Here is an 18,965-nt window from a genome sequence, read left to right as displayed (position 1 = left end):
TCACGAGGGGATCGGCGGGGCGGCGGTGGGGACCGGCTGCGAGGCGAAGACGTTGAGGCCGAGCGTCGTGGAGAGGAACGCGGTGGCCAGGGTTCCGCGCACGCTGTTGCCCGCGTCATCCAGCGGCGGGGAGAAGCTCGCGAGCCCGCCCTTGCCGGGGATCACCGTGATGATGCCGCCGCTGACCCCGCTCTTGGCCGGGAGACCCACCTCGTAGAGCCACTCGCCGGAACGCTCGTAGAGGCCCGCCGTCGCGAGCACCGCGAGGGTGCGCTTGCAGGAGTCCTCGTCGATCACGCGCTCCTGCGTGATCGGGTTGACGCCGCCGTCGGCGAGCGTTGCGCTCATCACGGCGAGATCCTCAGCGGTCACGAGCAGGGAGCACTGCCTGGTGTAGATGTCTGTGGCCTCGATCGGGTCGTTGTAGATGCGGCCGTAACCCTCGAGCAGCCTGGCGATGCCCTCGTTGCGGGCGTTGCTGTGCGACTCGGAGGCGTAGACCTCCTCGTCGACGGCGAGCTCGCGCCCGGCGAAGCGGGAGAGTCCGGAGCGGACGAACTCCCACTTGGCCGCCGCATCCGCCCCGGGAACCAGGCTGGTCGTCGCGATGGCGCCGGCGTTGACCATCGGGTTCGCTGTGCGCCCCGGATTCAGCTCGACGGCGAGCACGGAGTCGAACGGCAAGCCGGAGTTGTTGACGCCGAGCAATTCCCTGACCTTCTCGTGGCCGAGCTCGTTCGCCATCAGCGCGAAGACGAACGGCTTCGAGATGCTCTGGATCGTGAAGGCGACGTCGGCATCGCCGACCGAGTGGCGTGCTCCATGCACACCGACGATGCTCAGGCCGAACTGGGCCGGATCGGATGAGGCGAGCGCCGGGATGTAGTCGGCGACCTTGCCGTCCTCGACCGCCGCGAAGCGCCGGTGCGCCTCGTCGAGCAGCCGGCTGACGAGTTCGGCCCCCGGCAGGGTGCCGGTCGAGATTCGCGGTGTCTGCGCGGCCGCGGCGCTGAGCGCCCCTGCGGCCTGACCGAGCGGCGTCGTTGAGGCGGCCATCACGCGCTCACCGTCGTGCGCATCGTCAGCACCGGCGTGCCGTCGACATCGCCGAGTTCGAGTGCGACGGTCACGGTGCCCAGCTCGGCCAGCGAGCTCGCGTGCGTTCCGCCGCAGGGGATCCGCACCGTGCCGTCCGGCAGTTCACAGACCCAGTGCCGACGGTCGCTCAGCCGAGGGCCCTCCGCGCCGACGCGTATCTGCCCCGGCCCGCCCGTCCACTCGGCGAGTGCGGCGTTGATCGCGGCACCGATCTCCGGCAGCGCATCGGCCAGGCCCTCGGCGTCGAAGCCCTTGCGACGCAGCGACTTGTTCAGGCGGTACGTGTCGACGGAACCGAACTCGCCGATGCGTGAGCTCTCGATGGCGATGCCGTCGAAGTCGGGGCTGCCGAGGCCGTCCGCCCGCACCTCCTTGCCCCAGCGGTCGGCCATGGCACGGTTCAGCGCGAGCGCGGCGAGGTGGCATCCGCTGTGCCCGAGCGAGAGCGCCCGGCGGTACGCGGCGTCGACGACCAGCTCGACGCGCTCGCCATCGGCGAGGCCGCTCGCGTCCTCGACGATGTGGGCGACGACGAAGGCCCAGCCGGGCGTGCCGGGGCGCACGGGGATGTCGGCGCCGAGCAGCAGAGCGGTTCCATCCGTGGCGGCGACCACACAATCGAGCACCGGCATCGGCTGAACCGGGCCAGAGGATGCCGCCGGCTGCAGCACCGCGCGATCGGCGCCCTGATCGGGCCAGCCCGCATTCACGGGGTGGCAGCTCGTGGTGTCGAGCAGCACGGCCCAGCGCGGGTCGTCCGCCGCAGACGGCAGCGCCTCGCGGTGAAGCACGATGCCCGTGTTGGCGGTGTCGCCGCGTGCGTAACTCACGATGGTGTCCGTGCCGCTCAGCTTGCCGGCGTCAATCGGATCGGTGTCACTCGTGTCGGGCTGAGGAAGAGTCATGCACCCATTCTGTCCCCCAGCGAAGCGCCCGTACACGGTGGCAACAGAAAGCCGGGTGCGCCCCTACCCGAAAGGTGCCCACCCGGCTCTGCAATGGCGCAGCTGTTCGCCGCGCCGGCACCGCCGTCAATCCGGTTGAACAACCGCGAGGATGTTGCCTGACGGATCGGTGAACCAGGCGATGGCCGGGCCGCGGGGATCGCGGGAGATTCCTCGGTCATCCTGCTCGAAGCCCTCGTAGCGGAGGGTGCGCACGCCGGCGGCCGCGAGCTCGTCGACCGCCGTGTCGATGTCGGTTGCGACGAAGTTGAGGATCGTGAAGACGGCAGGCTCGTGATCGGGCTTGCCGTACACGAACACGCTGCTCGGCGCCGTTTCGGCATCGCCGGGCAGATCGAGGCGGAGCCCGCCCCTGTCGTCCGCCACCGTCAGACCGAGCGTCTCGGAATAGAACGTGCGCGCCTGATCGACGTCGCGCACCGCGAATCCGCTGAAAGCTCCCACAGAGTGCATGCTCATGAGCACAGCAAAGCACCCCCAAACGGGGGCCGCAAGTCCTGTGGGGCGATTCCCAGCGCTGCGACAGCCCGCACGCAGGGGCGGCGTCAGCCGGCCGTGCCGCTCAGAACTTGTCGGCGCGGGAGCGGTTGAGTTTGACCGGCAGCGCCATGAGCGGGCCGACGAAGCGCCGCGGCAGCGCGCGCACCGGGCCCCACACGGCCTGCACCAGGTACTGCCCGAGGATGGCGCCGGCGGCCAGGGCCACCGCGACGGAGGCGGCGGCCAGCATCGACAGCACTCCGTCCAGCGAACCGCCGGAGAGCTGCAGCAGGCCGGTGAAGAGGATGAGCCCCGGCACGAGCGGCACCAGGCCGGAGACGACGATGACGAGCGGCGGCACCCGCACCATCCTGGCCATCAGCGCGGCGAGCAGGCCGACGGTGAGTGCGGCGACGGCGGCACCGAACACCGTTCCGATCATGGTGTCGAGCGCCAGCACGTAGACGAGCTCGGCGACGGCACCGAGCAGGCAGGCCGCCCAGATGGCCCGAACGGGCAGCTGCACCGCGAGGGCGAAACCGAGCACGATCAGTACGGATGCCGCCAGCTGCACGGGCAGGTTGCCGAAGCCGTTCGCCGACGACGGGTTGATCTCGAGCATCAGGCCGAAGCGGGCCACGAGCAGCGAGGAGGCGCCGACACCGGCGACGAGTCCGCCGGTGACGAACATCGCCTCGACGAAACGAGCGGTGCCCGTGACGTAGAAACCCGACAGGGCATCGTGCACGGCGCCGAAGGTGGTGACGCCGGCGAGCAGCATGATGATGGTCGCCACGACGATGAGCGAGGTGTTCGAGCTCGGATCGATGAGGTGCACGGCGGCGGCGACGAGCGGCCCGACCGCGCCGCCGGCCAGCGTCTGGAAGAACACGGGAACACGACGGTTCGCCAGGGCGCTGGTCAGGTAGTCGATGAACATCGTCGCAAGCAGGGCGGCAATGGCCACGATCCAGTTGCCGCCGATCAGGAACGCCGCGCCGGCGCCGACGAGGCTCCAGCCGAATCGGCGCAGCATCCGCGGGTAGAGCGCCGGAGCGCTGACGATGCGGGCGATCGCCCGTCTGGCCTCCGGAACCTCGAGGGGATGCTCGACCAGCTCGGCGATGAGGTTCGACGCGCGGGTGAGCGTGAAGTAGTCGAGCGTGCGGTAGCGCACGTTGCGGCTGCGGCTGATGGTCTCGTGCGTCGACGGGTTCTCGTGGCTGAGCTCGATCACCGAATAGGTCACGTCGGCGTCGACATTGCGCACGCCGTATGCCCGCGTGATGGCCAGCACCGCCGACACCACGTCTTCCGCTCCGGCGCCGTTGCTGAACATCACCTCGGCGAGCCGCATGGCGATGTCCAGAACGGAGCGGGTGTAGTCGGCGGCCTCTGTCGAGGACAGACCGGCGGTACCTATCGAAACGGACATGATCGCAGAGTAACCCGACTACGCTTCGCCGAGCGACCGCTGGGCGGCGGCGGCACGGGCGCGTGTCGCGACCTTGAACCAGGTGGTGTCGGGAATGCGTGCCAGGAACGGCCCGACGATGACGGTGATGAGCACATAGGCGGTGGCGAGCGGAGCCAGCTGGGGTTCGATGCCGGCGCTGACGGCGAGCCCGGCGATGACGATGGAGAACTCGCCACGCGGGGTCAGCGCCAGCCCGGCACGCCAGCGGCCCGGCTCGGCGATGCCGGCGCGTTTGGCGGCGAGGTAGCCGGTGAGCACCTTCGTCGCCATGGTGACGACGGCGAGGATCAGGGCGGGCAGGATCACGGCCGGCAGCTTGGTGGCATCCGTGACGAGCCCGAAGAACACGAAGAACACGGCGGCGAAGAGGTCACGGAGCGGTGTGAGCACCTGGCTGGCGTTGTGGGCGACCCGGCCGGAGAGCGCGATTCCGACGAGGAACGCGCCGACGGCCGCCGAGACGTTGACCTGCGCCGAGAGCCCGGCAACGAGCATGGTGAGCCCGAGCACACCGAGCAGCAGCGGCTCGGCGTGGTCCGGCGTGAAGATGCGGGAGACGATGTGGCCGTGCCTGAGCGCGACGAAGAGGATGAGGCTGACCACGGCGACGGCGATCGCCACGGTCACCGCGCCCTGCAGCAGGCTGACGCCGATCACGAGCGCGGAGAGCACGGGCAGGTAGAAGGCCATCGCCAGGTCCTCGATCACGAGGATCGCGAGGATCACCGGCGTCTCTCGGTTGGCGAGGCGGCCGAGGTCGCGCAGCACCTTGGCGATCACCCCGGAGGAGGAGACCCAGGTGATGCCGGCCAGGGCGATGGCCGCGGCCGGGCCCCAGCCCATCAGGAAGGCGAAGATCGCCCCGGGCAGGGCGTTGAGTGCGGCGTCGAGCAGCCCGGCCATGCGGGAGTGTTTGAGGTTGGTGAAGAGCTCGGATGCCGTGTACTCCAGCCCGAGCAGCGCGAGCAGCAGGATCACGCCGATGTCGGCGCCGATCTCGAAGAACTCGGTGCTCGCCTCGAGGGCGAGCAGACCGCCGTTGCCGAAGGCGAGCCCGGCGATGAGGTAGAGCGGGATGGGCGAGATGCCGATGCGGAGCGCGAGGCGTCCGAGCAGACTCATGCCGAGAAGGAGCGCGCCGACCTCAATCAGGATCAGCGTGTTCTCGTGCACGGCGCAGCCTTAGTCTGGGCCGTTGGAGATGAGACGGCTGACGGCGTCCAGACCCTCGCGCGTGCCGACCGCCACGATCACGTCGCCGGGGCGAAGGATCTCATCGGGAGTCGGCGAGGGGAGCACGACCTTGTCGCGCACGATGGCCACGATCGACACCCGGGTGCGGGTGCGCGTCTTCGTGTGGCCGAGCGGGCGGTTGAGGTAGGGGGAGTCTGTCGGCAGTTCGAGCTGCTCGGTGAAGAGTCCGACCGCGGCGTCGCTCAGATTGGTGAGGCGGCTGATCATCACCGAGGTGCCGAGCACGTCGGCGAGGGCGGCTGCCTCGTCATCGGTCATCGGGATGCTGTCGCGGCAGGCATCCGGGTCGGCCACGTCGAAGAGCGCCAGATCGCGCTCGCCGTCGCGGTGCGAGACCACGCTGATGCGGCGACCGCTCTCGGTCACCAAATCGTGTCGGACGCCGATCCCCGGCAGTTCGACTTTCTCTATGCGTACACCCACCCGTTCAGCTTAGTTCCGTCTGGAGGCATACGGCGCGATGCCTGCCCCGCTGGTTGAGCTTGCCGAAACCCCAGAGCGGACTTGGACAGGCTCAATCAACGGACACAGGCTCACTCAACGGGAGCGGCGAACACCCCGCTGGTCGAGTAGGCCGCCCGCGGCCGTATCGAGACCGAGGCCCGTGCGAAGACTCCGGCCCGTGCGGTTTCGATACGCTCGTTCCTCGCTACTCNCTCAACGGGAGCGGCGAACACCCCGCTGGTCGAGTAGGCCGCCCGCGGCCGTATCGAGACCGAGGCCCGTGCGAAGACTCCGGCCCGTGCGGTTTCGATACGCTCGTTCCTCGCTACTCAACCAACAGGCCGTTGGGCYCCGCTGGTTGAGCTTGYCGAAACCCTCSCTGYGGATTTCGACAGGCTCAATCAACGGGCACAGGCTCRATCGRCGGGCACAGGCTCMCTYAACGGGAGYGGCGAACACCCCGCTGGTCGAGTAGGCCGCCCGCGGCCGTATCGAGACCGAGGCCCGTGCGAAGACTCCGGCCCGTGCGGTTTCGATACGCTCGTTCCTCGCTACTCNGGCGAACACCCCGCTGGTCGAGTAGGCCGCCCGCGGCCGTATCGAGACCGAGGCCCGTGCGAAGACTCCGGCCCGTGCGGTTTCGATACGCTCGTTCCTCGCTACTCAACCAACAGGCCGTTGGGCTCCGCTGGTTGAGCTTGCCGAAACCCTCCCTGTGGATTTCGACAGGCTCAATCGGCGGGAGGCGGCTCAATCGGCGGGAGGCGGCTCAATCGGCGGGAGGCGGCTCAATCGGCGGGGGAGCGGGCTCAGTCGGCGGGCTCGATCGGGCCGAGCCACGCGGTGGCGACGGTGCTGTGCGCCGACTCGGCGTCGGAGGGGTGGAAGATGCCGGCGAGCACGTCCCGGTAGAGTCGGCCGAGCTCGTTGCCCGCGAAGTAGCTGCCTCCGCCGGAGACGCGCAGCGCCTGATCGACGACGTGCCTGGCCGTCTCGGTCGCCCGCACCTTGATCCCGACGAGCTTGGGGAACCACTGGGCGCCGTGATCGGCCTGGGCATCCACGTCGCCGGCGATCGCGTCGAGCTGCGGGTAGATCGCATCCTGGGCGATGGCGGCATCCGCGATGCGCCAGCGGATGTCGGGATCCTGGGCGAGGCTGCGGCCGTCGTTCTTCATCGAGGTGCGGCGGTGCGCGGACTCGACGGCGAGCTCGAGGGCCCGCTTGCCGACGCCCGTGTACACGGCGGCGAGCAGGATCTCGAAGTTGGCGAAGATCGCGAAGATGAGCGGATCGGCGTTGGGGCCGGGGTCGAGCCGGCGCACCACGCGGTCCGGGCGGGCGAGAGCGCCGTCGAGCAGCGTCGTCTGGCTCTGGCTGGCGCGCATGCCGAGGGTGTCCCAGTCGTCCTTGTTGCTGACGCCCTCTCCGCGCTCGACGAAGCCGTAGACGATCTTGGGGCCATCGGCCGAGTCGCTGTCGAGGCCCATCGTGCCGAGACGCGTCCACGCGGGGGAGAGGCTCGTGAAGACCTTGGTGCCGCTGAATCGGTAGCCGCCGTCCGGCTGTGGAACGGCCCGGCTGCGGGAGCCGAACAACATGAGGTCGTTGCCGGCCTCGCTGATGCCGAAGCCGAACACCTCGCCGGCGCCGGCCTCGGCCAGCAGGAAGTCGAGGGAGCCGTCGCCGCGCTCGTGCAGCGCCTTCGCGACGCCCGTCCAGACCAGGTGCATGTTCACGGCGAGGGCCGTGGCCGGGGCCGCGGCTCCCAGCCGGGTCTGCTCGCGGGCGAGCTCGCGAAGGCTGAGCCCGAGCCCGCCGAACTGCTCGGGAACGAGGGCGCGCAGGTAGCCGGCGGCCGCGAGCTCCTCGAAGTCCTCGCTGAAGAACTCGTTGCGGCGGTCGTAGCCGTCGGCCCGTGCGTGGATGCGCGCGAGCAGTTCCTCGCTCAGAACCGTGCGCGGTTCGGGGTTTGTCCGGATGCCGTTCGCTGCTGCGTCTGAAGCCACGCACTCAGCCTAGGCCGGAAGCTACTGCTGCACGTCCTCGGTCTCGGCGGCGGTGGGATCGGCAACCGGCCCGGCCAGGAGCGCCGCGTCGCGCTCGGCGGCACGGCGCCGGGACGACCGGCGTGCGGCGAGGACGATCGCGAGCACGATCGCGGCGATCACGGCGAGCAGCAGCAACCAGGGCAGCAGCACGCCGAGCACGACGATGAAGCCACCGAGGAAGGCGAGCAGGCTGTTCCAGCCGGCGAGCAGGCCGTCCCAGAAGGTGTCTGGGTCGCCCTGTGCGACGGTCCCCTCCGACACGAAGTCGACGGAGAGGGTGGAGTAGTCGATCTGGTCGTCGAGGTAGTCGCGCTGGGCGGTGAGCGAGTCCAGCTCCGCCTGCCTGCTCGAGAGGGCAGACTCGATCGCGATCAGATCCGCCGTGTTCGCCGCGGAGGCCATGAGCACGAGGAGGCGGTCGACCGAGGTCTGCAGCGCGGCGATGCGCGCCTCGACATCCTGCTTCTGCTGAGTCACATCGGAGGCGTTCAGCGAGACGGTGTTGACGAGGCCGAGCTGCTTGATCTTGTCGAGCACGGTGTCCAGTTGCTCTGCAGGCACACGGATGACGAGGGTGGCACGGGCCGGCTGGGTCTCGGTCGCGGGCTGTTCGCTGCGGTTGTCGATGCGGCCGCCGGCTCCGGTGACGAGCTTGATCGCGTCATCCGCGGCACCGATCGGGTCGGCTGAGGTCAGCGAGACGGTGCCCGTGGTGATCACGGCACGCTCGGAGACCGCGCCGGGCACGAAGCCGCCGCCGTCCTGCACGGTGCCGTCCTGCATGGGGGCGATCTCACCGACCGAACCCTCGGACATGGAGCCGCCGGAATCCGAACCCGAGGTCATTCCCGAGGAGCAACCCGCGAGCAGCAGGGCCGCGAGAACGAGGGCAGGAACGGTGAATGCGCGCTTCATGGCACAACCCTATGTCAGTGTTTTCGCCCACACCGGAGCGGATCCACCAGTCTGATCACGTTCGGATACCAGCTCGATCACGGCTTGGTCTCGGCGCGATAACGAGGCGGTCACGGAGCGGTCATGGCGTGCGCAGACCGGCCCACCATAATGGGGTCATGTCATGGATGTCGACGCTCGGTGAACGCCTGAAGCGTCTGGTGCGCCCGCGACCGGGAGCCCCCGTCTTGCATGTCGCCTCGGATGTCGGCAACGGCCCGACCGTCGTGCTCGTGCACGGCATCGCCTCGTCATCCGTCACCTTCCACTACCTCGTCCCGCTGCTGGAGCAGCACTTCCGCTGCGTGTCGATCGACATCCTCGGCTTCGGGCGCTCTCCGGCACCGGAGACGGCCGAGTACACGCTCGATGAGCACGTGGCCGCGCTGCACGCCACGATCCGGGCGAACGGCCTGCGGGGCCCGCTCATCATCGTCGGGCACTCGCTCGGCGCCCTGATCACCGCCCGCTTCGCCGCGGAGCACCCGCAGCTGGTCGAACACCTCGTGCTCGTCTCGCCACCGGTGTACCTCTCGCCGAGCAGCATCGGCGACAAGCGCGCGCGACTCGAGAACGATCTGTATCTGCGCGCATACGACTACCTGCGCACCAACAAGGAGTTCACGCTGGCGAACGCGCGCATCATCGCGCGGCTGCTGCCGATCAAGGGCGTCTTCGAGCTCGATGAGGTGCGCTGGACGCCGTTCGTGAAGTCGATGCAGAACTGCATCGAGAACCAGACGATCATCTCCGACCTCACCCGGGTGAACGCGCCGATCGACGTCGTCTACGGCGCGCTCGACCAGTTCATCCCGCGCGGCGGACTCGACATCATCGCCAGGATGCGGGGCGTCACGATGCACAGGGTCGAGGTGAACGCGCACGTGATCCGCCGACGGCTGGCCCGCGTCGTGGCGGAGGTGCTCGCGGCCGATCTGCCCGCCACGGAGAGGGCCTTCGACGACTCCGTCGTCTAGAGCATCGGCCCGGCCTAGGCTGGGGGCATGGAGCAACGAACGCTTGGCCGTACGGGCCGCACAGTGTCAGTGATCGGCCTCGGAACCTGGCAGCTGGGCGCCGACTGGGGAGACGTGAGCGTCGAGGATGCGACGGCGGTGCTCGCGGCATCCGTCGAGGCCGGCGTCACCTTCTTCGACACGGCCGACGTCTACGGCGACGGCCGCAGCGAGAGCGTGATCGGCGCGTTCCTCGGGGAACGGCCGGGGCACGGCATCACGGTCGCCACGAAGATGGGCCGCAGGGCCGAGCAGCTGCGCGAGAACTACGTGCTCGCGAACTTCCGCGAGTGGACGGACCGCTCGCGGCGCAACCTCGGCGTCGACACCCTCGACCTGGTGCAGCTGCACTGCCCGCCGTCGGACGTCGTCACGAGCGACGAGGTCTACGACGCGCTCGACACCCTCGTCGCCGACGGCGCGATGGCGGCGTACGGGCTCAGCGTGGAGACGAGCGAGCAGGCGCTGGCCGCCATCGCCCGGCCGCACGTCGCGACGATCCAGATCATCCTGAACGCCTTCCGGCTGAAGCCGCTCGACGCCGTGCTCGGGGCGGCAGCAGATGCCGGCGTCGGCATCATCGCCCGGGTGCCGCTCGCCTCCGGGCTGCTCACAGGCAAGTACACCGCGGCGACCCGGTTCGCAGCCGACGACCACCGCAACTACAACCGCGACGGCAGCCACTTCGACGTCGGCGAGACGTTCTCCGGTGTCGACTGGGAGACGGGCCTCGCCGCGGCGTCGGAGTTTGCCGCGTTGGCCGAGAAGGCCGCTCCCGGCGTTCCTGTCGCCGAGGTCGCTCTGGCGTGGGTGGCGCAGCAGCCGGGCGTCAGCAGCGTCATCCCCGGTGCCCGCTCGCCGAAGCAGGCCGTCGCGAACGCGGCCGCCGGGTCGCTGCCGCCGCTCGGCGAGGAGTTCTTGTCCGGGGTGCGGGCGCTCTACGACGCACGGCTGCGCGCCGACATCCACCCCCGCTGGTGATGTCGACAGGCTCAATCAACGGTTCTCCCGCTGGTTGAGCTTGTCGAAACCCCGCTGAGGCTCAGTCGACGCGGTCGGGGTCGCTGCCTGAGCGCTCCGCGGCGTCCAGCCCGGCGATGACGGCGAGCTCTGCGGCATCCAGTTCGAAGTCGAACACGTCGGCGTTGGCCCGCAGCCGCTCTGCGCTCAGCGACTTCGGAATGACCACATTCCCGAGCTGCAGGTGCCAACGGATGGCGACCTGGGCCGCGCTCTTGCCGTGCCGCTCACCGATGGCGCCGAGCACGGGATCGGCGATCGCGCGGCCCCTGGCCAGCGGCGACCACGCCTCTGTCACGATGCCGAGCTCCGCGTGCAGGGCGCGCAGCTCCGCCTGCTGCAGCCACGGCTGCAGCTCGATCTGGTTGACGGCCGGCACGACGCCGCTGTCGTCGATGATGCGTTCCAGGTGCGGCCGGTGGAAGTTGGAGACGCCGATCGATGTGGCCCGCCCCTCCGCGCGCAGCCGCACGAGGGCGCGCCACGTCTCGACGTAGCGGTTCTGCGCCGGCGCCGGCCAGTGGATGAGATAGAGGTCGACACGGTCGAGACCGAGCGCGTCGAGGCTCGCATCGAAGGCCCGCAGCGTCTCGTCGAAGCCGTGCTCCGTGTTCCACACCTTCGTGGTCACGAACAGCTCGGCGCGATCGATCGTCGCCTCGCGGATGCCGCGGCCGACGCCCCGCTCGTTGCCGTAGAGCGCCGCGGTGTCGATGTGGCGGTAGCCGGCGGCGAGTGCGCCGCCGATCACGGCCGGGGTGTCGGCATCCGGAATCTTGTAGGTGCCGACCCCGAGCACGGGGATGCGCGCACCGTCGTTCAGTTCGAGTGTCGTGCTGAGATCCATGCCATCAACTCTGCCAGACCCTCGGCCGCGTCTACTCGGGCAGCGCGGCCGTGGCGTAGTGCTGTTGCTTGCGCGGGATGAAGAGCGTGAGCACGATGCCGATCAGGCCGGCCGCGGCCGAGATCGCGAAGCTCAGCTGGAAGCCCTGCGTGCTCGGCGTGGTGAGATCGCCGACCGTGACGAGGTTCGTGGCCAGCACGATGCCGATCACGGCGCTCGCCGCGGTGGAACCGAGGGTGCGCATCACCGAGTTGAGGCCGTTCGACGCCGCCGTCTCCGTCGCGGGGACGGCTCCCATGATCAGCGTCGGCATGGCCGCGTAGGCGAATCCGACGCCGAATCCGATCGCCGTCGCCACCAGCACCGTGTGCCAGACCTCGGTCATCAGCACCATCGCGAGGACGTAGCCGATCGCGATGATCGTGATGCCGAGCAGCAGGCTGATGCGTGCGCCCCGCGCGGCCGTGAGCCTGGCCGCCGTGCCGGACATCGCCCACATGATCAGACCGCTGGGCATCAGGCAGAGGCTGGCGACGAGCATGCTCTGGCCGAGTCCGACGCCGGTGCCCGTCGGCGTCTCGAGCAGCATCGGCAGCGCGACAGCGCTCGAGAAGAAGGCGAAGCCGACCATCACCGAGGCGAGGTTCGTGAGCAACACGGTGCGCCGGGTGGCGACGCGGATGTCGATCAGCGGATGCGGCGTGCGCAGTTCGTAGATCATCCACAGCGCCAACACCACGATGCCGGCGCCGCCGAGCCCGAGCGTGAGTGGACTCGTCCAGCCCCACTCGCTGCCCTTGGTCACAGCCAACAGGATGCCGGAGAGCGCGATGGCGAGGCCGACCGCGCCTGGCAGGTCGAAGCGCCCGCCGGTGCGCAGCGTGCTGACCGGCACGAAGGTGTAGACCAGCACGAAGCCGATCGTGCCGAGGGCGCCGGACACCCAGAACAGCATGTGCCAGTCGAGGTACTGCGAGATGAGCGCGGAGATCGGCAGGCCGACCGCGCCGCCGATGCCGAGGGTGGCGCTGACGAGCGCGACGGCCTTGCCCAGCCGGTCACGGTGCAGCACATCGCGCAGCACGCTGATGCCGAGGGGGATGACGCCGAGGCCCGCACCCTGCAGCGCGCGCCCGATGACCAGCGGGATCAGTGTCGAGGCGAACGCGGCGATCACGGATCCGAGCACGAGGCTGGCCAGCAGCAGCAAGATGATGCGGCGCTTGCCGTAGAGGTCGCCGAGGCTGCCGCCGATCGGGGTGAAGATCGCCGCAGCGAGCAGCGTTGCCGTCACCGCCCACATCGCGTCGGTGCTGGAGATCGGGTTGCCGGTGCTGCTGAGCAGGTGCGGCAGCTCCGGCAGCAGCGGCGTCATCAGCGTCATCATGAACGAGGCGACGAGTCCGGTGAACGCGAGGGCGAAGACGATGGCCGAATCCGGCGTGCGCCTGCTCAGCTCGCGGCGCTCGGCCTCGCTCAACCAGGGTGCGTCTGGGTTGCCTGGCGCACCGGGGGACGGCTCACCCGCGTCTGGACGTTCGGCGTCGCCGGGAGGAGCTGAGGAGGTGTTGCGCGACATGGAGCCCTTCGATGTGGTCCGCTGTCTGCGGCGCCCACCTCTGCAACGCTACCGGGGCGGCCGCGCATTCCCCCGCGCGGTTTTCCGAGGGCGGAGGCGGACGAAAAGGCCCCGCGTGTTGCATTTTGGATCCAATGGGGCCAGAATGGCCCCGCTTGCATTCCGCATGCCGTCGCCGGCCGGGCCGGTCGGGATGTGGCTCGTCACAACGAAAGTTCAGGGGGACCGCTTGACGAACAGCAGCGGCATCGAAGGCGGTTCGAGCGGCAGCGCCGACATCGTCGACAGCGATCGCGTCGACACCGATCGCGTCGACCCGCAACGCGGCAAAGCCAGCCTCGAGCAACTCGCGCGGGAGTTCTCGAGCGGATACCGCTCGGTGGGCTCCATGGTCTACGAGGTACTCAAGGACGCCATTCTCTCCGGGGCGCTCGCGCCGGGGGAGAAGCTGCGCCAGGAAACCCTCGCCGAGGCGATCGGCGTCTCGCGGCTGCCCGTGCGCTCTGCGCTGATCCAGCTCGAGGCTGAAAGCCTCGTGATCTTCCACGAGCGCCGCGGCGCCATGGTGAGCACGCTCTCCGAGGCGCAGGTGCGGGAGATTTACGAGCTGCGCACGGTGCTCGAGGGCTTCGCATTGCGCGAGGCGATCCGCACGATGACGCCGGAGCGGCTGGCCAGACTGCGGGCGCTGGCCATCGATGCCGATGCCCAGGGCGATGGACACGCGTTCGTCGAGGCCCGCAACCGTTTCTACGACGAGCTCTACGGCAGCCAGAGTCGGCCGATGCTCGCGCAGATCATCGCCGATCTGCGCCTGAAGGTGGGCGGCTACCTGCTCGGTCGGCGCATGGACTCGGTGCACGGCCACAGCCACAGCGCGCTCGTGGACGTGGTGGCCGGCGGCGATGCGGATACCGCGGTCGACGTGTTGGCCCGCCACCTGCAGGCCGTCTGCGACGGCGTCGTGCTGCTGCTCGACCCACAAGACTGAGCGACCGGGCCGCTCGGCCCTGCCACTGACGGCGCCGCGCCAGAGCGTGTGCGGTGCTGCGCTTCAGCGCGCCTTCCTGTGGTGCTCGCGATGCCGGCCCGCCGAGCCGCCGCGGCGCCTCCCAAAAAGAAAATTCAGCAAACACTGGATTCTGGATCCAAAATCCGACAGTATGAGTCAACGCTCCAAGCCGGGGTGTCTTTCCCCGGCCGAACGGTCCAAGCTCTGGGCCTTTCAGCGGCTCGAGGAGGTGTCATGGCAGCGGTCCAGGTCGGTTATGCCGCCATGACTGAGCAGTTCCACCCGCGCGAACTCGTCGAGCTGTGCCAGCTCGCTGAGCAGGCCGGTTTCGACGGCGTCATGGCCTCCGACCACTTCCAGCCCTGGGTTCCGGCGCAGGGTCAGGCTGCCCACGTCTGGAACGTGCTGACAGCCGTCGCGGAGCGCACCAGCGGCGACCTCGGCCCCGGCGTCATCTGCCCGTCCTTCAAATCCCACCCGGCCATGGTCGCCCAGGCGTCCGCGACCCTCGCCGCCATGCACCCGGGCAGGCACTGGCTCGGACTCGGCTCCGGCGAGGCGCTGAACGAGCACATCGTCGGCGGATACTGGCCGGAGGCGCCGGAGCGCATCGCCCGCATGTGGGAGGCCATCGGCATCATCAAGAAGCTCTTCAGCGGCAAGGACGCCAAGCACCGCGGCGAGCACTTCACGCTCGAGAAGACCCGGCTGTGGACTCTCGACGAGAGGCCACCGATCTACGTCGCCACCTCCGGGCCGATCACCGCCAAGCGCACCGGCCGCGAGGGCGACGGCATCATCACCCCCGGCGCCCCGATCGAGAAGGTCGCCGGGCTGTTGGCGAAGTTCGCCGACGGTGCCCGCGAGGTCGGCAAGGACCCGTCCGCCATGCCGCGCATCCTGCAGCTGCACCTGTCCTGGGCCCCGACCCACGAGGAAGCGGTGGCCAACGCCCTGCGCGAGTGGCCGAACGCCGGCATGAAGTTCCCCAAGGACGACATCCGCTCACCGTTCGACTTCGAGCAGATCGCGAAGCTCGTTCGTCCAGAGGATTTCGAGGGACGCCTGCTCATTTCCAGCGACCCCGACACACACCGCGCCGCGATTCAGCGGTACCTGGATGCCGGCATCGACAGGGTCTACCTGCACAACGTCGGCCGCAACCAACGACAGTGGATCGATGTCTTCGCCCGCGAGGTGATCCCCAAGCTCCATCGCTAGGACACCGTCGGCAGCGCGCCGACGGTAGCTCGACTCTTTCGCACCATTCCCAGACCGACGTCGTTCAGGAGAACAACAATGCAGACAGAATCCGTGACCTTCTACAGCGAGGGCGACCCCATCGCGGCCCTCTGGCGCACCCCGGAGGGGCACAGCGGACCGTTCCGTGCCATCGTGCAGGGACCGGGCTGGCTGGGCCTGAAAGACGCCAAGCTCTACGTGCGCTACCACGAGGCATTCGTCGCGGCCGGCTTCGCCGTGCTGATCTTCGACTACCGCGGCTTCGGTGACTCCGGCGGAGACAGGGGCGTGCTCTCGCCCGCCCGCCAGCTGCAGGACCTGGTCAACGCGGTCACCTACCTCACCACCCGTGACGACGTGATCGCCGATGCGATCGGCGCCTTCGGCACCGGCGGCACGGGGGGCGGCAACTCCATCCTGCTGGCCGGCGTCGACTCCCGCATCAAGGCGGCCGTCAGCCAGGTTCCCGTCGCCGACGGCACCGACTGGCTGCACCGCATGCGCCAGGAACACGAGTGGCTCGCCTTCCTCGCCGATCTGGAAGCGGACGCCAAGCTTCGCGTGACCACCGGTGCCGGGCGCCAGGTCCACCCGCGCGAAGAGATCATGGTGCCGACCCCCGAGCGCCGCGCCACCACGATCAAGGCCGACGTCGACGACAGGATCCCGAGCGCCATCTCGCTCAGCTGTGCAGAGGAGATCCTCTCCTACAAGCCCATCGAGGCTGCCCGCACGCTCACGACCCCGCTGATGGTGATCGGTGTCGCCGGGGATGCCACCACCCCCACCGACCACGCCGAGGCGCTCTACGCAGCGGCCAGGGGTCCCAAAGAGCTCATCATGCAGAACCACACCACGCACTACGCGGCCTACGACAAGTACTGGGAGCAGACCACTCCTCGGATCGTGGCCTGGTTCGAGCGTTATGTGCGTCCCGCTGATGTAGTGCTGCGCAGCGATGTCGCGGCATCCGGAATCGACCTGATTGAAAGCCTGGAGGTGTCGGCATGAGCGTCGACCTGAGAATCGCCGGTGGCCGCGTCGCCACCCCCGCCGGAACCGTTGACGCCGATGTCCTGGTGCACGACGGCCTGATCGTCGGCCTGGTCGGCCGCGACGTTGCGCTGGATGCCGTGCGCACGATCGACGCGTCGGGCAAGCTCGTGCTGCCCGGCATGGTCGACGTGCACGTGCACACCCGCGAGCCCGGTTACGAGCACAAGGACGACATCCTCACCACGACGCGCCAGGCCGCGGCCGGCGGTGTCACCACGATCTTCGGAATGCCGAACCTCGCCCCGCCCACGATCGACGTCGAGACGCTTCGCGACGTGTTCGAGCGCTACGAGTCCTCCTCCATCGTCGACTGGAACCACAACCCGGCGCCGACCAAGTTCGACGACATCGTGCCGATGGGCGAGATGGGCATCCGCGCATACAAGATCTACATGGTCGTCGACACCGGGCGCACCTACCCGCACCCGGCAGGCACGGGGATCCACGACCACGGCCACCTGCTGCAGATCATGGACCGGATCGCCACGACCGGCCTGCGTTTCATCGTGCACCCGCACGATCAGTCGCTGATGGACTACATCGAGGGCGAGATCCTGGCCCGTGGCGAAAACACCCCGCAGGGCTACGCCACCGCGTACGCCGCCCGCGAGGGCGTCATCTGGGACACCGCGGTCGACGTCGTGCTGCGCCTGGCCGAGGCGGCCGGATGCCCGGTGCACATCGCCCACATCCAGACGCGTCGCTCGATCGAGGCCGTGCGTCGCGCCAAGGAACGTGGCGTCGACGTCACCTGCGAGGTGAACCACTGGGCGCCGTTCCTCTCCACCTGGAACGACGTCGAGACGCTCGGCCCGTACGCACTCTCCTACTGGGTTCCGGACGACAACCGCGCCGCCGTCTGGGAGGGCATGCGCGACGGAACCATCGACATCGCCTCCTCCGACCACGCCCCGCACACCCGCGAGGAGAAGGAGATCGGCTGGACCGAGATGTGGAGCGCCCACACCGGCACCCCCGGCATCCAGTACTACTACGAGCTCATGCTCGACGCGGTGAACAAGGGCCAGCTCAGCCTCGACCGCGTGGTCGAGATGGTGGCCGAGGTGCCGGCGGCCAAGTTCGGCCTGGCCGGTGTCAAGGGCACGCTCACGGTCGGCGCCGACGCCGACATCGTCATCGCCGACATGGCCGAGGAGTGGACGATCACCGACGACGACGTGCTCTCCAAGATCGGCTGGACGCCCTACAACGGCCGCACCATCTCCGCCCGGATCGAGCGCACGATCGTGCGCGGCACCGAGGTCTACGCCGACGGAACGGTGATCGGCCTTCCTGGAACCGGCAAGATCGCCGCGGCCCGCCCACAGTCATAGCCCCGGCGGCATCCGCCGGGAACGACACGATTCACCGACATCCGCACGAACACGACGAACACGACGAACACACAGAGTAAGGAATCACCATGAAGTTTGGTCTACTGCTGCCGCACTTCGGCGAAGAGGCGAGCAAAGAGAAGCTGCTCGAAGGCTCCAAGCGGGCCGAGGAGCTCGGCTTCGACTCGGTCTGGGTGCGCGACCACTTGGTCTTCGAGCCGCACGGCGAGATGGAGAAGCCCAACCGCACGTTCTACGACGCGCTCACCACGCTCACCGCGATCGGCGCCGTCACCAACACCATCGAGCTCGGCACCGGATCGCTCATCCCGTTCCGTCACCCACTCGTGACCGCACTGATGGCCGGCACGATCACCCAGCTGGTCGGCCCGCGCCTCATCCTCGGCTTCGGCGCCGGAACCTTCGACCACGAGTTCGAGGCGATCGGTTGGGGCGACATGAACCGCGTCGACATGGTGCGTTCCAACGCCGAGATCTTGAAGCGGGTCTTCACCGAGAACGACGTGAGCTATGACGACGGCATCTTCAAGTTCGACAACGTCACGATCGAGCCGAAGCCCGTCGGCGGCCGCGTGCCGTTCTGGTACTGCGGTGCGACGCCGCGCTCGGCGCGTCTCGCAGCCGAGTTCGCCGATGGCTGGATGCCGGGACGCATCTCCCTCGCCTCAATCGAGAAGCGCATGGGCGTGATGCGTGAGATGACGAACGAGAACGGCCGGCCGATGCCGACCATCGCCGTCATCCCGCCGACCAGCATCGAAGACACCCGCGCCGAGGCGCTCAAAGACGTCAACGTGCCCGGACTCCTGGCCTGGGCGAACAAGGCCAAGTTCGCCGTCAAGCCGCCGTCGGGCGTTTTCGAGACCGTCGAAGACCTGAGCGGACAGCTCATCGCCGGCAGCCCGGAGGACGTGGTCAACGAGGTGCGCAAGTTCCAGGCCACCGGTGTCGACCACCTCGTCTTCGACTTCCGCTTCAAGTTCGACCGCTTCTTCGAGCAGATCGAGCTGCTCGGCACGGAGGTCCTACCCAAATTCCGCTGATCGCGGCAGGATGGCTACTGTATCCAGAATCCAAAGACCATCCCGCCACTGTCACCGGCCACCGTGATCCGT

Annotated in this window: 17 protein-coding genes; 7 read left to right on the top strand and 10 right to left on the bottom strand. The window is 68.8% G+C overall.

Annotated features, from left to right (window positions below):
* From glsA to ASC66_RS07115, 8 genes are all read right to left on the bottom strand, one after another.
* Entirely contained in the window at positions 1-1,059 is a 1,059-nt protein-coding gene (glsA, locus tag ASC66_RS07150) for a glutaminase A (RefSeq protein WP_235496759.1), read from the bottom strand.
* Complete coding sequence (locus tag ASC66_RS07145) at positions 1,056-2,003, bottom strand: alanyl-tRNA editing protein (protein ID WP_235496758.1); 948 nt, start codon at positions 2,001-2,003, stop codon at positions 1,056-1,058. Before ASC66_RS07145 ends, glsA begins: the two co-directional genes overlap by 4 nt.
* A gap of 126 nt (positions 2,004-2,129) precedes the next feature.
* The gene (locus ASC66_RS07140; RefSeq protein WP_235496756.1) at positions 2,130-2,522 is read right to left on the bottom strand and encodes a VOC family protein; all 393 of its coding nucleotides are present in this window, start codon (positions 2,520-2,522) and stop codon (positions 2,130-2,132) included.
* A 103-nt stretch (positions 2,523-2,625) separates the two neighbouring features.
* Complete coding sequence (locus ASC66_RS07135) at positions 2,626-3,978, bottom strand: threonine/serine exporter family protein (RefSeq protein WP_055836979.1); 1,353 nt, start codon at positions 3,976-3,978, stop codon at positions 2,626-2,628.
* An 18-nt stretch (positions 3,979-3,996) separates the two neighbouring features.
* Positions 3,997-5,193, bottom strand: a complete 1,197-nt coding sequence (locus tag ASC66_RS07130) for a cation:proton antiporter (RefSeq protein ID WP_055836976.1) — start codon at positions 5,191-5,193, stop codon at positions 3,997-3,999.
* Positions 5,194-5,202: 9 nt separating this feature from the next.
* Positions 5,203-5,697, bottom strand: coding sequence for a cation:proton antiporter regulatory subunit (locus ASC66_RS07125; RefSeq protein ID WP_055836973.1), 495 nt, complete (start codon positions 5,695-5,697; stop codon positions 5,203-5,205).
* Between the two features lie 830 nt (positions 5,698-6,527).
* Positions 6,528-7,727 (bottom strand): acyl-CoA dehydrogenase family protein, encoded by a 1,200-nt coding sequence (locus ASC66_RS07120; RefSeq protein ID WP_235496754.1) that lies wholly within the window; start codon positions 7,725-7,727, stop codon positions 6,528-6,530.
* Positions 7,728-7,748: 21 nt separating this feature from the next.
* Positions 7,749-8,684, bottom strand: a complete 936-nt coding sequence (locus ASC66_RS07115) for a DUF4349 domain-containing protein (protein ID WP_055836969.1) — start codon at positions 8,682-8,684, stop codon at positions 7,749-7,751.
* A gap of 158 nt (positions 8,685-8,842) precedes the next feature.
* Between ASC66_RS07115 and ASC66_RS07110 the strand changes: the two genes are divergently transcribed.
* Positions 8,843-9,700: an alpha/beta fold hydrolase gene (locus ASC66_RS07110; protein ID WP_055836966.1), complete on the top strand. Its 858-nt coding sequence runs from the start codon at positions 8,843-8,845 to the stop codon at positions 9,698-9,700.
* Positions 9,701-9,727: 27 nt separating this feature from the next.
* Positions 9,728-10,720: an aldo/keto reductase gene (locus ASC66_RS07105; RefSeq protein ID WP_055836965.1), complete on the top strand. Its 993-nt coding sequence runs from the start codon at positions 9,728-9,730 to the stop codon at positions 10,718-10,720.
* A gap of 61 nt (positions 10,721-10,781) precedes the next feature.
* Here ASC66_RS07105 and ASC66_RS07100 read toward each other — a convergent pair whose 3' ends face one another.
* Together ASC66_RS07100 and ASC66_RS07095 are read right to left on the bottom strand one after the other, a co-directional pair.
* On the bottom strand, positions 10,782-11,606 hold the full coding sequence (locus ASC66_RS07100; RefSeq protein WP_055836962.1) for an aldo/keto reductase: 825 nt from the start codon (positions 11,604-11,606) through the stop codon (positions 10,782-10,784).
* A gap of 31 nt (positions 11,607-11,637) precedes the next feature.
* The gene (locus ASC66_RS07095) at positions 11,638-13,185 is read right to left on the bottom strand and encodes an MFS transporter (protein ID WP_082492121.1); all 1,548 of its coding nucleotides are present in this window, start codon (positions 13,183-13,185) and stop codon (positions 11,638-11,640) included.
* A 229-nt stretch (positions 13,186-13,414) separates the two neighbouring features.
* On the opposite strand from ASC66_RS07095, the gene ASC66_RS18270 reads away from it, so the two are divergent.
* The 5 genes from ASC66_RS18270 (at position 13,415) to ASC66_RS07070 (ending at position 18,893) form a co-directional block, all read left to right on the top strand.
* Positions 13,415-14,176, top strand: a complete 762-nt coding sequence (locus ASC66_RS18270; protein WP_162243484.1) for a GntR family transcriptional regulator — start codon at positions 13,415-13,417, stop codon at positions 14,174-14,176.
* Positions 14,177-14,431: 255 nt separating this feature from the next.
* Positions 14,432-15,418 (top strand): TIGR03557 family F420-dependent LLM class oxidoreductase, encoded by a 987-nt coding sequence (locus tag ASC66_RS07085; protein WP_055836956.1) that lies wholly within the window; start codon positions 14,432-14,434, stop codon positions 15,416-15,418.
* A gap of 78 nt (positions 15,419-15,496) precedes the next feature.
* Positions 15,497-16,450: an alpha/beta hydrolase gene (locus ASC66_RS07080; protein ID WP_055836952.1), complete on the top strand. Its 954-nt coding sequence runs from the start codon at positions 15,497-15,499 to the stop codon at positions 16,448-16,450.
* A complete protein-coding gene (locus tag ASC66_RS07075) occupies positions 16,447-17,829 on the top strand; it encodes a dihydroorotase (protein ID WP_055836949.1) in 1,383 nt (460 codons plus the stop codon). The genes ASC66_RS07080 and ASC66_RS07075 overlap by 4 nt, the downstream gene beginning before the upstream one ends.
* Positions 17,830-17,918: 89 nt before the next feature.
* A complete protein-coding gene (locus ASC66_RS07070) occupies positions 17,919-18,893 on the top strand; it encodes an LLM class flavin-dependent oxidoreductase (RefSeq protein WP_055836946.1) in 975 nt (324 codons plus the stop codon).
* The last annotated feature ends 72 nt before the right edge of the window (positions 18,894-18,965 follow it).

It is taken from the genome of Leifsonia sp. Root4 (assembly GCF_001425085.1).
In the GTDB taxonomy this organism is placed as follows: Bacteria; Actinomycetota; Actinomycetes; order Actinomycetales; family Microbacteriaceae; genus Microterricola.
Note: the sequence above shows the minus strand (reverse complement) of the source record. Positions and strands in the feature narration are given on the sequence as shown.